Annotated in this window: 12 protein-coding genes; 4 read left to right on the forward strand and 8 right to left on the reverse strand. The window is 62.2% G+C overall.

The annotated features are described in order from the left end of the window. The first annotated feature begins 72 nt into the window (after positions 1 to 72). From glnL to add, 3 genes are all read left to right on the forward strand, one after another. Complete coding sequence (gene glnL, locus ACB035_RS12350) at positions 73 to 1128, forward strand: nitrogen regulation protein NR(II) (RefSeq protein ID WP_005341973.1); 1056 nt, start codon at positions 73 to 75, stop codon at positions 1126 to 1128. 9 nt (positions 1129 to 1137) lie between these two features. Then, on the forward strand, positions 1138 to 2556 hold the full coding sequence (glnG, locus tag ACB035_RS12355; protein WP_005339666.1) for a nitrogen regulation protein NR(I): 1419 nt from the start codon (positions 1138 to 1140) through the stop codon (positions 2554 to 2556). Between the two features lie 141 nt (positions 2557 to 2697). Continuing rightward, a complete protein-coding gene (gene add, locus ACB035_RS12360) occupies positions 2698 to 3699 on the forward strand; it encodes an adenosine deaminase (protein WP_075116081.1) in 1002 nt (333 codons plus the stop codon). A gap of 150 nt (positions 3700 to 3849) precedes the next feature. Here add and rmuC read toward each other — a convergent pair whose 3' ends face one another. Then, positions 3850 to 5190 carry a DNA recombination protein RmuC gene (gene rmuC / locus ACB035_RS12365; RefSeq protein WP_257700250.1) on the reverse strand — a complete coding sequence of 447 codons (1341 nt, stop codon included), beginning with the start codon at positions 5188 to 5190 and terminating at the stop codon, positions 3850 to 3852. Continuing rightward, complete coding sequence (locus tag ACB035_RS12370) at positions 5187 to 5402, reverse strand: hypothetical protein (RefSeq protein WP_005339659.1); 216 nt, start codon at positions 5400 to 5402, stop codon at positions 5187 to 5189. The genes rmuC and ACB035_RS12370 overlap by 4 nt, the downstream gene beginning before the upstream one ends. Before the next feature lie 140 nt (positions 5403 to 5542). On the opposite strand from ACB035_RS12370, the gene ACB035_RS12375 reads away from it, so the two are divergent. Next, positions 5543 to 6064: a ferredoxin-type protein NapF gene (locus tag ACB035_RS12375; protein WP_005339657.1), complete on the forward strand. Its 522-nt coding sequence runs from the start codon at positions 5543 to 5545 to the stop codon at positions 6062 to 6064. A 72-nt stretch (positions 6065 to 6136) separates the two neighbouring features. On the opposite strand, the gene ACB035_RS12380 is transcribed toward ACB035_RS12375, so the two are convergent. From ACB035_RS12380 to ACB035_RS12405, 6 genes are all read right to left on the reverse strand, one after another. Continuing rightward, positions 6137 to 6589 (reverse strand): Rrf2 family transcriptional regulator, encoded by a 453-nt coding sequence (locus ACB035_RS12380; RefSeq protein WP_005339654.1) that lies wholly within the window; start codon positions 6587 to 6589, stop codon positions 6137 to 6139. Between the two features lie 345 nt (positions 6590 to 6934). Beyond that, on the reverse strand, positions 6935 to 7774 hold the full coding sequence (locus tag ACB035_RS12385) for a PfkB family carbohydrate kinase (RefSeq protein WP_167573513.1): 840 nt from the start codon (positions 7772 to 7774) through the stop codon (positions 6935 to 6937). Between the two features lie 106 nt (positions 7775 to 7880). Then, positions 7881 to 8852, reverse strand: a complete 972-nt coding sequence (locus tag ACB035_RS12390) for a LysR substrate-binding domain-containing protein (protein ID WP_236374852.1) — start codon at positions 8850 to 8852, stop codon at positions 7881 to 7883. A 183-nt stretch (positions 8853 to 9035) separates the two neighbouring features. After that, positions 9036 to 9764 carry a glutamine amidotransferase gene (locus tag ACB035_RS12395; RefSeq protein ID WP_069527013.1) on the reverse strand — a complete coding sequence of 243 codons (729 nt, stop codon included), beginning with the start codon at positions 9762 to 9764 and terminating at the stop codon, positions 9036 to 9038. 83 nt (positions 9765 to 9847) lie between these two features. Next, positions 9848 to 11344 carry a CoA-acylating methylmalonate-semialdehyde dehydrogenase gene (locus ACB035_RS12400; protein WP_150390113.1) on the reverse strand — a complete coding sequence of 499 codons (1497 nt, stop codon included), beginning with the start codon at positions 11342 to 11344 and terminating at the stop codon, positions 9848 to 9850. Between the two features lie 81 nt (positions 11345 to 11425). After that, positions 11426 to 12757, reverse strand: coding sequence for an aspartate aminotransferase family protein (locus tag ACB035_RS12405; RefSeq protein WP_064338975.1), 1332 nt, complete (start codon positions 12755 to 12757; stop codon positions 11426 to 11428). Positions 12758 to 12824: the final 67 nt, after the last annotated feature.

Here is a 12824-nt window from a genome sequence, read left to right on the forward strand (position 1 = left end):
ACCGATGCGGGTAAACTCTATGCACCATATCGGTGCATAACAGGTGTGTAGCACCGTTTTAGGGAGAAACCTGTGCCAACCCGCTCGGACAACGCCAAAACACTCTTGGATAATTTGCTGACCGCCGTGATCCTGATGGATGAGCGGCTCTGCATCCAGTTCGTCAACCCGGCGGCTGAACAGCTGCTCTCCCTCAGTGAACGCAGGCTGATCGGCATCGAACTGCCCCATCTGCTGGAACATATCTCCCTCGATTTGCAGCGGCTCAAGCAGTGCCTCGTGTCAGGGCAAGGCTTTACCGACAGCGAAGTGACCCTGGTGGTGGAAGGAGAACCGAGACTGGTGGAGCTGAGCGCCACCCCGATGGCCGACCACGAACAACGTCTGCTGGTGGTGGAGCTGCGCAAGATCGACCAGCAGAAGAAGATCAGTCAGGAGCAGCAGCAACATGCCCAGCAGCTGGCGGCCAAGGAGCTGGTGCGCGGGCTGGCCCACGAAATCAAGAATCCCCTCGGCGGCCTGCGCGGCGCGGCCCAGTTGCTGCAAAAAGAGCTGCCGGATCCGGCGCTGCGCGAATATACCGGCATCATCATCGAACAGGCCGATCGGCTGCGGGTACTGGTCGATCGGCTGCTCGGCCCCCAGCGCCCCGGCCGTCACCAGATGCACAATGTCCATTCGGTGCTGGAGCAGGTACGCCGACTGGTGGAGCTGGAGCTACCACCGACGGTGCGCATCGAACGGGATTACGACCCCAGCATTCCCGAATTCGAGATGGAGCCGGATCAGCTGCAGCAGGCGTTTCTCAACATAGTGCGCAATGCCGCCGAAGCACTGGGCGATCAGACCGGGCTTATCCGCATCAAGACCCGCACCGCGTTCCAGATCACCATCCACGGCCAGCGTTACCGGCTGGCAGCGGAGATCAAGATCATCGACAACGGCCCCGGCATTCCCGATGCCATTCGCGACACCCTGTTCTACCCGATGATCACCGGCAAGGAGGGGGGCACCGGGCTCGGCCTCTCCATCGCCCAGAACCTGATCGACCAGCACAAGGGGCGGATTGACTGCATCAGCTGGCCGGGTCACACCGAATTCACCATTTTTCTACCGCTTCGCAAGTAAGGGAACCCCATGACCGCCAAAGTGTGGATCGTCGATGACGACAGTTCTATCCGCTGGGTGCTGGAGCGCACTCTCGGCAGCGAAGGCTTCAACTGCGAGAGCTTTGCCGATGGCGAAGCCCTGCTGCACGCCCTTGAGCTGCGCTCGCCCGATGTGATCCTCTCCGATATCCGGATGCCCGGCATCGATGGTTTGAGCCTGCTGGAGCAGATCCACCGCCGTCAGGCCGATCTGCCCATCATCATCATGACCGCCCACTCGGATCTCGACAGCGCGGTCAACGCCTACCAGCGCGGCGCCTTCGAGTACCTGCCCAAACCGTTCGACATCGACGAAGCGGTGACCCTGGTGCGCCGCGCTGAGAATCATCTCAAGGAGCAGCGCACCAAGCGCAAGTCTCGCCAGCAAGAAGCCACCGCCACTCCGGAGATCATCGGTGAAGCACCGGCGATGCAGGAGGTGTTCCGTGCCATCGGTCGCCTGTCACGCTCCAGCATCTCGGTGCTGATCAACGGTCAGAGCGGTACCGGCAAGGAGCTGGTCGCCCACGCCCTGCACAAGCACAGCCCGCGCGCCCACAAGAACTTCATCGCCCTCAACATGGCGGCTATCCCCAAAGATCTCATCGAATCGGAACTGTTCGGTCACGAGAAGGGGGCTTTCACCGGCGCCAACAACATCCGCCACGGCCGCTTCGAGCAGGCCGACGGCGGCACCCTGTTTCTCGACGAGATCGGTGACATGCCGCTGGATGTGCAGACCCGGCTGCTGCGGGTCTTGGCCGATGGCCAGTTCTACCGGGTCGGTGGCCACCAGCCGGTGCAGGTGGATGTACGGATCATCGCCGCCACCCACCAAAATCTGGAGAAGCGGGTCGCCGATGGCGAGTTTCGGGAAGACCTGTTCCACCGTCTCAACGTCATCCGCATCCACATCCCCGCCCTCAAGGAGCGCCGTGAGGATATCCCCCAGCTGGCCCGTCACTTCCTGCTGCGCGCCGCCAAAGAGCTGAATGTGGAGGCCAAGAGCCTGCACCCCGATACCCAGGCCTATATCAGCCGCCTGCCATGGCCGGGCAACGTGCGCCAGCTGGAGAACGTCTGTCGCTGGCTCACCGTGATGGCATCCGGTCAGGAAGTGCTGGTCGGCGACCTGCCTGCCGAGCTGCTCACCCCCATCACCCACAACGCCGAACCGGGTCAACCGGCGTTGCCAGGTTGCTGGCAGCAGCAGTTGCAGGAGTGGGTGGCCAGCAAGTTGGCGCTGGGAGAAACCGACATCCTGGCCGATGCCATGCCCCAGTTCGAACGGATCATGCTGGAGACGGCGCTGGAACACACCCACGGCCACAAGCAGGAGGCGGCGCGCCTGCTTGGCTGGGGTCGCAACACCCTCACCCGCAAGCTGAAGGAGCTCGATCTCTCCTGAGTCCCGGGGAAAAACGATTCCCATCACGCCCTGACAAATCACCGCCTGCCAGAACCCCGTTTAACCATAAACGGGGTATCTTTTTTGAAAGCCCCGCCTAGAATGGCAGGCTTTCAAACCTGACTCGACGAGGGCGCCCCCATGATTGACAGATCTCTCCCCCTGACCGACCTGCACCGCCATCTGGACGGCAACATCCGCCCGCAAACCATCCTCGAGCTGGGTCGCCAACACAATATCCAGCTGCCCGCCTTCGAACTGGAAGCGCTGCGCCCCCACGTACAGATCGTCGAAAACGAGCCGAGTCTGGTTGCCTTCCTGAAGAAACTGGACTGGGGTGTGGCCGTGCTGGCTGACTATGACGCCTGCCGCCGGGTTGCCTACGAGAACGTGGAAGATCTGCTGCGCGCCGGTATCGACTATGCCGAGCTACGCTTCAGCCCGGCCTATATGGCCATGGCCCACAAGCTGCACCCGCAGGGCGTGGTGGAAGCCATCATCGACGGCGTGGCCGCTGGCAGCCGCGATTTCGGTATCAAGACCAACCTGATCGGCATCATGAGCCGCACCTTCGGCACCGAGCAGTGCAATCAGGAGCTGGCCGCCTGCTTGGCTCACCGCGACAAGCTGGTCGCCATCGATCTGGCCGGTGACGAGCTGGGCTTCCCGGGCGAACTCTTTGTCGACCACTTCCGCAAGGTGCGCGATGCAGGCATGCGCGTCACCGTACACGCCGGTGAAGCCGCTGGCCCCGAGAGCATGTGGCAGGCCATTCGCGAGCTGGGCGCCGAGCGTATCGGCCACGGCGTCAAAGCGATTCAGGATCCGGCCCTGATGGCCTATCTGGCCGAGCACCGCATCGGCATCGAATCCTGCCTCACCTCCAACGTCCAGACCACCACGGTAGCGAGCCTGACCGAGCACCCGATCCGCCAGTTCCTGGCTGCCGGTGTGCTGGCCTGCCTCAACACCGATGACCCGGCGGTGGAAGGGATCGACCTGCCGCACGAATATGAGGTGGCCGCTCCGGCCGCCGGCATGACCGCCAGCGAGATCCGCACCGCCCAGCAGAATGGCCTGACCCTGGCCTTCCTGAGCGATAGCGAGAAGGCCGAACTGAGCGCCCGCGCAGCCAGCCGCTGATCCACACCGGCACTGCAAATAAAAACGGCCCACTTCGGTGGGCCGTTTGCTTTGCGGATTTCAGATGATGGGTAAGCACTGGGCAAGCAGGCAGATAGCAAAAGGCCCAAACCGGGTTTGGGCCTTGGCTGATGACGGTGCAGGTAAAAACTACTCCAGCTCCTTGTCACGCTCCAGCGCCCGTTCCACCAGCGGCTCGGGCAGGCTCTTGGTCACCTCCACCCCCAGCTCGCGGAAACGCTCGACCTGCGCAATCAGGTTGCCACGGCCGTTGACCAGCCGTCCCATTGCCTTGTCGTAGCTCTCCTGCGCCTTGTGCAGGCTGCCGCCCATCTGCTGCATCTCCTCGACAAACAGCCGCAGCTTTTCGTAGAGACGACCGGCCCGCTCGGCAATCTGGCGGGCATTCTGGTTCTGCCGCTCGTAGCGCCACAGGTTCTCGATGGTGCGCAGCGCCACCATCAGGTTGGTGGGGCTCACCAGCAGGATGTTGTTGTCGAGACCGTAACGTACCAGCGAAGGATCGGCCTCCATCGCGGTGAGGAAGGCGGGCTCCACCGCCACGAACATCAGCACATAGTCGAGGGTGCGCACCCCGGGCAACTGCTGGTAATCCTTGCGGCCCAGCTCGCGGATATGGTTGCGCACCGAGGCGACGTGCTCCTTGAGCGCCACCGCCTTCTCCAGCTCGTCATCGGCGTTATACCAGCGCTCGTAGGCGGTCAGCGACACCTTAGCGTCGATGATGATGTCCTTCTCCTGCGGCAGGTGGACAATCACGTCGGGCTGGTAGCGCTTGCCCTTCTCCACCTCGATATTGACCTGGGTGTGGTACTCGTGGCCCTCGCGCAAGCCGCATTCGCTGAGGATCCGCGCCAACACCACTTCACCCCAGTTGCCCTGCTGCTTGCTGTCGCCCTTGAGGGCGCGGGTCAGGGCGGCCGCCTCTTCGGTCATGCGGGCATTGAGCTCGGCGAGGCGCTCCAGCTCGAACTTGAGGCTGTGGCGCTGGGCCGTCTCCTGGGCGTGGGTCTCCCCCACCTGACGACGAAAGCCCTCGAGCTGCTCTTTGAGCGGTGTGAGCAGCAGATCGAGGCTATTCTGGTTCAGTTCGCGGAAGTTGCCGGAGTTTTGCTCGAAGATCCGGTTGGCGAGATTCTCGAACTGCTGACTGAGGCGCTGCTCCGCCTCCTGTTGCAGTTGCAGCTTCTCGGCGGCGGCCAACCGTTCGCTGCGCAGGGTCGCTTCCGCATCCTTGAGGCGGGCGGTGAGCTTGATCAGCAGGGTCTGCTGCTGATCCAGCTTCTGCTGGCCCTGCATCCGCTCATCCTGCAACTCGTCGAAGCGATCCTGCAGCACCTGATAACGCTCCTGCGCCAGCATCAGCTCCTGAGCCTGCGCCGTGGCGGCCCGCCGCCCGATCAGCCAGCCCAGTCCGAGGGCCAGCACGGCGGCAGGCAGCAAGATCCCCCAGAGCCCGGGGTCGATCATTTGCGGCTCCGCTGACGCAGGAAGAGTTCGAGATAGCGGTTAACCAGGATCCAGAGCACCACGTAGATAAGGTAGGCGGCCAGCACCACCCACTTGTGGGTGTTGACGCCGGTATCAAGCTCGGCGAACTCGATATCCTTGATGCGGCAGTAGGCCCACATCAGCAGGGGAAAGACATAGAGCAGGGACGCACGCCAGAGAAATAGCCACATATGTTTTCATTCAACCACGTAATAAGACCCGCCTAGCTTACACAAGGGCAACTGCGCTTGCGATCCTGACGGCCGCTATTCTCTGGCCTGCTTCCCGAAACTTCGATAAAATTAACCCCTAATAGGTATCAGGGGCGAGCATGACTCACTATTTCCTCCGTTGGCTGACACAAGGTTGGCAAGCTTCCCGCAAGCCCGCCGTGGTTTGCCATGAAGCGCGCCCGCCGTGGGCCATCGAGGAGTCCCAGTACCTCTCCCTCTGCACCCGCTGTGGCGAGTGTTTCAAGGCCTGCCCGCGTGGTCTGCTCAAACCGGCCACCCAGGAGGAGTACGAGGGGAGCCCCATCGCCGGTACCCCGGTGCTCGATCTCGCCTGCGGCCAGTGCAGCTACTGCGGCAGCTGCGCCAGAGCCTGTCCCACCGGCGCCCTCGACCTGCAACTGGGTCGGCAGGTGCAGACCCGGGTGCAGATTGAAGAAAGCTGTCAGGCACGGCAGGGCTTCTACTGCCTGCTCTGTGAAGATGCCTGCCCACAACAGGCGATCAAGGCCACGGCCGACGGCATCAACGTCAATATGGATGCCTGCAATGGCTGCGGTGCCTGCGGCCTCGCCTGTCTGCACGGCGCCATCACTCTGATCCGCCAGCCAGGCAGTCGCTAAAAACCACCCGCGTACAAAAGCAAAAGGGGCCATCAGGCCCCTTTCACATCTTGTTCAATATTCCGCGCCCCATCAGGCCATGGTCACAATAGTCTCTTGCTCGATACCCAGCAGGTGGCAGAGACGGTTAGGATCGCGCACCGCATCAGCCAGAGTGTACTCACCCAGCACTTCGAGGAAGGCGTTCATGGCGCGGCGCAGAATGCCCTGAATGCGGCAGCCACCTGAGAGACGGCAGTTTTCGCGCTTGCAGTCGACCGGACAGAGCACATGCTCCATGTCCATCACCACATCCCGCAAATTGATGGAGACCGCCGAGCGACCGAGGCGGATGCCACCGTGCTTGCCGCGTACCGTCTCAATGTACCCCTTGATGCCAAGCTGGTGCACAATTTTGACCACGTGGTTGCGAGAGATGCCGAAGGTATCGGCCACTTCGGTAATGGTCGACAGACGATCCCCCGGCTGAACCGCCAGGAAGGTCAGGGTACGCAGGGCGTAGTCGGTAAATCGTGTCAGTTGCATGGTCGCACTTGCCTCTTACTACAAGCCAGGAATCAGGACGACAACGTTGAGCTAAGAGGCAGGAGACAACCGGTTTGCCTCTGTTTGCCCATTGGTTCGCCAGAGGAGGGCCTGTCTCTTAATCTGAGTTGCGGAGTGACAGGTTAAGAGCAGCACAACCGGGTGTCGATGAAGATGCACATAAATCGACACTTTCTTTGATTGATCGCAAACTTGCCGGGTTAGCCCGGCGTTTGCCCGCTTTATGGCGGGTAAATCTCCCGAACCATCCCCCTCACCAAGCCCCTTCGACCAGCAGCCAGATGGCCCGCAAACCGCCCCTCAATCGACAGTCAAGGAGGTGGTTCAGTGGGGTTGTTTCAGCCAGTTTTTCAGGGCAACCGAGGGGATGGAGCTCTCGGAGGCGACAGCAAATGCGCCCCAGTCCACCGCGCACTGCAACGCATCCTTGATGGCCATGCCCCGCGCCAGACCGTGGATCAAGCCACCGGCGAAGGCATCACCCGCCCCCGTGGTATCGACCACCGAGACGGGCCGGGCGGCGACCCGGATCTGCTCGTCACCATGGATGGCTACCGCCCCCGCCTTGCCTTCGGTCAGCACCAGCCATTCGAGCTGCTCCCCCGCCAGCTGGCGGGCATGTTGCCAGGGGTCGCTCACCTCACCGAGATCGGAGCGGGAGGCCACCAGCACATGACAGGGGCGGCGCGCTTGGCCGCCTTTGGGATACTGGGCCACCACGAAGCTCTTGCCGAGCATCTGGCGCATGTAGCTGATGATGGTGGTGCCGGGATAGTTCACATAGAGGCAATCCACCCCCTCCAGCGGCAGATCGCCGGGCAGATCGGGGCGCCGTGGGCGGCGCAGTATGGTGCGCTCGCCAGTGGAGTCCACCAGGATCAGCAGCTCGCCGGTCTCGCCGCCAAAGCGCTCCACATGGCTGCAATCCAGCCCGTAACCGGCCGCCTGCTCCAGCAGCCAGTCGCCGGTCTCGTCCAGCCCGATACGGGAAGCAATGGTCACCTCGTGGCCCGCCCACACCAGCCCGATGCCGGTGTTGGCCGCGCCGCCTCCCAGCCTGCGCCCCTGATCCACATATTGCAGCCGGGCCCCCGCCACCAGCGGTTCGGAGAGGGAGAGCACATGATCACAGTTGAGATTGGCAAGCAGCAGAATGCGGGACATAGAGACCTCGGACGATGGAGATAGCCCAAAAGAGACAGGCTGAACCCCGAGTAGAGCCCAGCCTGACAGAAGAGACAACCGGCAGCGATCGGGAATCCGATCGGGATCAATAGATGGGCAGCTCCACCCCGGCCAGCAGCTCGTCGATGCGCGCCTGACTCGGCTGCTGCATCACACTCTGGATCACCTCTTTGGTAAGGTGGGGCGAGAAGGAGCTGATAAAGTCATACATGTAGTTCTGCAGCAAGATGCTCTTACTGAAACAGATCTGCGCCGGACAGGGCTTGAACAGGTGCTCCAGATTGATGGAGACCAGCCCGGAGCTGTCGGTGTCGTTGGCCACCAGCGAGGAGATGATGCCGATGCCAAAGCCCAGCTCCACGTAGCGCTTGATCACCCCGGCATCCATCACCGTCATGTAGTAGCTTGGGGTGAGACCTGCCGCTTGAAACACCTCGTCCTGTACCTGACGACCGGTGGCGCCGCTCTCGTAGCTGAGGATCGGGTAGTGGCAGAGCTGCTCCAGGGTCGGCTTCTTCACCTTGGCCAGGGGATGATCCTGCGGCACCACCAGCGAGAGAGTCCAGAGGTAGGCGGGCAGCGCAATCAGCTCCTTGTCGAAGCCAATCTCGTGGGCAACGATGGAGAAATCGGAATAACCCTTGCTGATCTGCTCCTTGCTCGCCGACATCACCGGATGGAGGTGGAACGAGATCTTGGGATACTTCTTGGTGAAGTAGGTGACCGACTTGGGCAGCAGGTAGCGGGCGATGGTGTGGGTGGTGTGAATATTGAGGGTTCCCACGGTCGGATCCAGATACTCGCGGGAGATCGCCTTGATCTTGCTCTCGATGTTGAGCATCGCCTCGGCACACTTGATGATCTCCTCCCCCACCGGCGTGATGCGGTGCAAATGCTTGCCACGGCGCTCGAAGATCCGCACCCCCAGCTCGCTCTCCAGCAGGCCAATCTGTTTGCTGACCCCCGGCTGACTGGTGAAGAGCGCATCGGAAGCCACGGACACATTGAGGTTGTGGTCCCGGATCGCGATCAAATACTTCAATTGCTGTAGTTTCAAGGCGTCACACTCTCACACTGGTTTGGCTCAGACAGGTTTGGCTCAGGCCGGGACGGCAATCAAGCCAGACAAACAGGCCGCCACATGGGCGGCCAGTGTACCATCCGATCCCGACATCTCAGCGCTTGATCCTTCATTTTGCTACAAAATCTAGCATCCGAAGGGGTGGCTGACAAACCGGGTTCAGGCCGCGCCAGCCCGCAGCGGCAGGATCCCCAGAAACTGCAGCAGCCACTGCATCATGGTCGCCGAATCCACCTCCCCCTCCAGCGAGGAGAGGCTGCTCTGGTAGCGCTCGTCGGGCAACAGGCCGCGGCGTCGCTCGATCAGCGCCCGGTTGTACTCCACCGAAAATTCCGGATGTCCCTGAATGGCCACTATGTTGTTCCCCTGCAGGAACATAAAGTTGGGACAAAAATCGTTGCCCGCCAGTCGGGTTGCTCCGGGCGGCAGCAGGGCCACCTGATCCTGATGGCTGGCCAGAATGCGGATCTGATCCCGCGCTGGCGCCATCCAGGGCTCATCTGCCAGCATGGGATGCACCGACACTCCCAGCCCCCATCCCTTGGTGGACTTCACCACCTCTCCACCGAGCGCTTGGGCGATCACCTGATGACCGAAGCAGACACCGGCCAGCTTGACGTCGGCATCGTGCGCCTGACGGATCCACGCCCGCAGTGCCTGAATCCAGGGGATATCGCTGTAAGCGTCGTGGCGCGAACCTGTGATAAGCCAGGCATCGCACTCGTGCAGATCCTCCGGCAGCTCCCCATCGAGAGCCGACCAGACCCGAAATTCCAGTTCGGGGGCCAGGGCCGCAAAGCCCCTGATAAACATCTCGGAGTAAACGGGGCCAAAACGATCCGCCAGATCGGGATCGAGCCGGTCACAATCGAGAATTCCCAATCGCATCTGTTGTTCCTTTACAGAGTTCGCCCCCGCCAATCATTGACCGGCGGGGGCAAGAGGTTAGGCCATGAACACGCGCCAGCACGTCACTTCATGGTCGGCATGGAGAACTCGGCACCACTGCGCAGGCTCTGGGGCCAGCGCGCCGTCACCGTCTTCATCCGGGTATAGAAGCGAACCCCGTCCGGCCCGTGCATGTTGAGCGGCCCGAAGATGGAGCGCTTCCAGCCGCCAAAGCTGTGAAACGCCATCGGCACCGGAATGGGAACGTTCACCCCTACCATACCGACCTGCACCCGCGCCGTGAAGTCCCGCGCAGTGTCGCCGTCACAGGTAAAGATGGCGGTGCCGTTGCCGTACTCGTGCTCGTTGATGAGGCGCAGCGCCGTCTCGTAATCCGGCACCCGCACGATGGAGAGCACAGGGCCAAAGATCTCCTCGCGGTAGATGCGCATCTCGGGGGTCACCTCGTCAAACAGGCAGCCCCCGATAAAGTAACCCTCATCGTGGCTCAGCGTGCGACCATCGACCCGCAGCGTGGCCCCCTCGGTCACCCCCTGATCCACGTAGCCGCGCACCTTGGCCAGATGTTCTTTGCTGATGAGCGGCCCCATCTCGTTTTCCGGGCTCTGGCCCAACCCCGGGCCCACCCGCAGTTTTTCCACCAACGGCGTCAGCTTGGCCACCAGGGCATCGGCGGTCTCGTCACCCACCACCACGGCCACCGAAATGGCCATGCAGCGCTCGCCCGCTGCCCCATAAGCGGCCCCCATCAAGGCAGAGACCGCCTGATCGAGATCCGCATCCGGCATCACCACCATATGGTTCTTGGCACCGCCCAGCGCCTGCACTCGCTTGCCATGGGCCGAGGCGGTGGCATAGATGTACTGGGCAATGGGGGTCGAGCCGACAAACGACACGGCACCGACCCGCGGATCGGTCAGCAACACATCCACCACCTCCTTGTCACCGTTCACCACGTTGAGCACGCCATCCGGCAGACCGGCCTCCTTGAGCAGCTCGGCCATCCGCAGCGAGAGAGAGGGATCCTTCTCGGAGGGCTTGAGAATGAAGGTGTTGCCGCAGGCGATGGCGACCGGGAACATCCAGAGCGGCACCATGGCCGGGAAGTTGAACGGCGTGATACCAGCGCAGACCCCCACCGGCTGCATCATGGAGTAGCTGTCCACACCGCGGCCGACGTTGAGAGAGTGCTCCCCCTTGAGCAGATGGGGAATGCCGCAGGCAAACTCCACCACCTCCAGCCCGCGGGTCAGCTCACCCTGCGCATCGGAGAAGACTTTGCCATGCTCGCGGCTGATGAGCTGGGCCAGCTCGTCCCTGTGCTGCTCCATCAACTCCTTGAAGCGGAAAAAGACCCGGGCCCGCACCAGCGGCGGGGTTTGCGACCAGTCGGCAAAGGCGCGCTCGGCGATGGCGATCGCCTCCTGACACTCGGCGGCGCTCGACAGCCCCACGCTCCCCTGTTGCTTGCCGCAGGCTGGGTTGAAGATGGCCCCCTGGCGCTCGCTGCGACTCTCCTGCGGCTGGCCATTGATGAAGTTGCTGACCCTGTATGTCATGTATCCTCCGTGATAACTGATGCAGTAAATGCGCTGAGCAAATCAACGCAAGGCCCCGCCAGTGCGGGGCCATCAAATGGGTTAAGGTTGTACCTGCAGGGCATCCTGCAGCAGGGTGAAGAGATCGTCGATCTGGCTGCGCTCGATGATGAGGGGAGGCGACAGGGCGATGATGTCGCCGGTCACCCGGATAAGCGCCCCCTTCTCGAAACAGCGCACGAACACCTCGTAGGCCCGCTTGCCCGGCGCATCGGGCATGGATTCGAGCTCGATGCCCGCCACCAGGCCGTAGTTGCGCACGTCCTTCACGTGCTTGCAGCCCTTCAGCGAATGGGCCGCCTCCTCCCAGTAGCCTGCCAGATCGGCGGCGCGGCTGAGCAGGTTCTCGTTGCGATAGATCTCGAGGGTCGCGAGCCCCGCAGCCGCAGCCACCGGATGACCAGAATAGGTGTAGCCGTGGAACAGCTCGATAGCCCCCTTTCCTGCCGCCATCATGTCGTCATAAATGTGCTTCTGCACCAGCACCGCCCCCATGGGGATGGCGCCGTTGGTCAGCCCCTTGGCGCAGGTGATCATGTCGGGAATGACATCGAACTCCTGCGCGGCGAAGGGGGAACCGAGGCGGCCGAAACCGGTGATCACCTCGTCAAAAATCAGCAGGATGCCGTGTTTGGTGCAGATCTCCCGCAGCCGCTTGAGGTAGCCTTTGGGCGGCATCAGCACGCCGGTACTGCCAGCGATGGGCTCGACGATCACCGCCGCGATATTGCTGGCATCGTGCAGGAAGACGATCTTCTCCAGCTCGTCGGCCAGCGCCACATCCTCCTCGGGCAGCCCTTTGGTGAAGGCGTTCTTGGCGATGTTGAGGGTATGAGGCAGATGATCCACCCCGGTCAGCAGGGAGCCGAACCACTTGCGGTTGCCGGGAATGCCCCCCACCGAGATGCCGCCAAAGCCTACCCCGTGATAGCCACGCTCGCGGCCAATCAGCCGGGTGCGGGTGCCCTGACCGCGAGCCCGCTGCCAGGCCAGCGCGATTTTCAGCGCGGTATCGACCGACTCGGAGCCGGAGTTGGTATAGAAGACGTGACCGAACCCCTTGGGGGCGATCTCCACCAGCTTGTTGGCCAGCTCGAACGGCAGGGGGTGGCCCATCTGGAAAGTGGGGGCGAAATCGAGATGGGAAATCTGCTGGGAGACCGCCTCGGCAATCTCGCGCCGACCATGGCCCGCGTTGCAACACCAGAGTCCGGCTGTGCCATCCAGTATCTTGCGGCCATCCTCTGAGTGATAATACATCCCCTCTGCCGACTTCAGGATGCGCGGCGCCGCCTTGAACTGCTGGTTGGCGGTGAACGGCATCCAGAAGGCGGACATGTCGGAGGGCGTATTGATGTCGCTGATCGGTTTCATGGTCACCTCATCCTTAAGGTGTTTAGCAACTGTCGGCCAATGCCTATTAAATTAAACACCTGAATCC

It is taken from the genome of Aeromonas sp. S12(2024) (genome assembly GCF_041402305.1).
GTDB classification, from domain to species: Bacteria; Pseudomonadota; Gammaproteobacteria; order Enterobacterales; family Aeromonadaceae; genus Aeromonas; species Aeromonas veronii.

Coding starts and splice junctions, on each gene's coding strand:
- ACB035_RS12375 (WP_005339657.1), top strand. CDS start 5,543: ATGACTCACTATTTCCTCCGTTGGCTGACACAAGGTTGGCAAGCTTCC.
- ACB035_RS12385 (WP_167573513.1), bottom strand. CDS start 7,774: ATGTCCCGCATTCTGCTGCTTGCCAATCTCAACTGTGATCATGTGCTC.
- ACB035_RS12380 (WP_005339654.1), bottom strand. CDS start 6,589: ATGCAACTGACACGATTTACCGACTACGCCCTGCGTACCCTGACCTTC.
- glnG (WP_005339666.1), top strand. CDS start 1,138: ATGACCGCCAAAGTGTGGATCGTCGATGACGACAGTTCTATCCGCTGG.
- ACB035_RS12405 (WP_064338975.1), bottom strand. CDS start 12,757: ATGAAACCGATCAGCGACATCAATACGCCCTCCGACATGTCCGCCTTC.
- ACB035_RS12400 (WP_150390113.1), bottom strand. CDS start 11,344: ATGACATACAGGGTCAGCAACTTCATCAATGGCCAGCCGCAGGAGAGT.
- ACB035_RS12395 (WP_069527013.1), bottom strand. CDS start 9,764: ATGCGATTGGGAATTCTCGATTGTGACCGGCTCGATCCCGATCTGGCG.
- ACB035_RS12370 (WP_005339659.1), bottom strand. CDS start 5,402: ATGTGGCTATTTCTCTGGCGTGCGTCCCTGCTCTATGTCTTTCCCCTG.
- rmuC (WP_257700250.1), bottom strand. CDS start 5,190: ATGATCGACCCCGGGCTCTGGGGGATCTTGCTGCCTGCCGCCGTGCTG.
- add (WP_075116081.1), top strand. CDS start 2,698: ATGATTGACAGATCTCTCCCCCTGACCGACCTGCACCGCCATCTGGAC.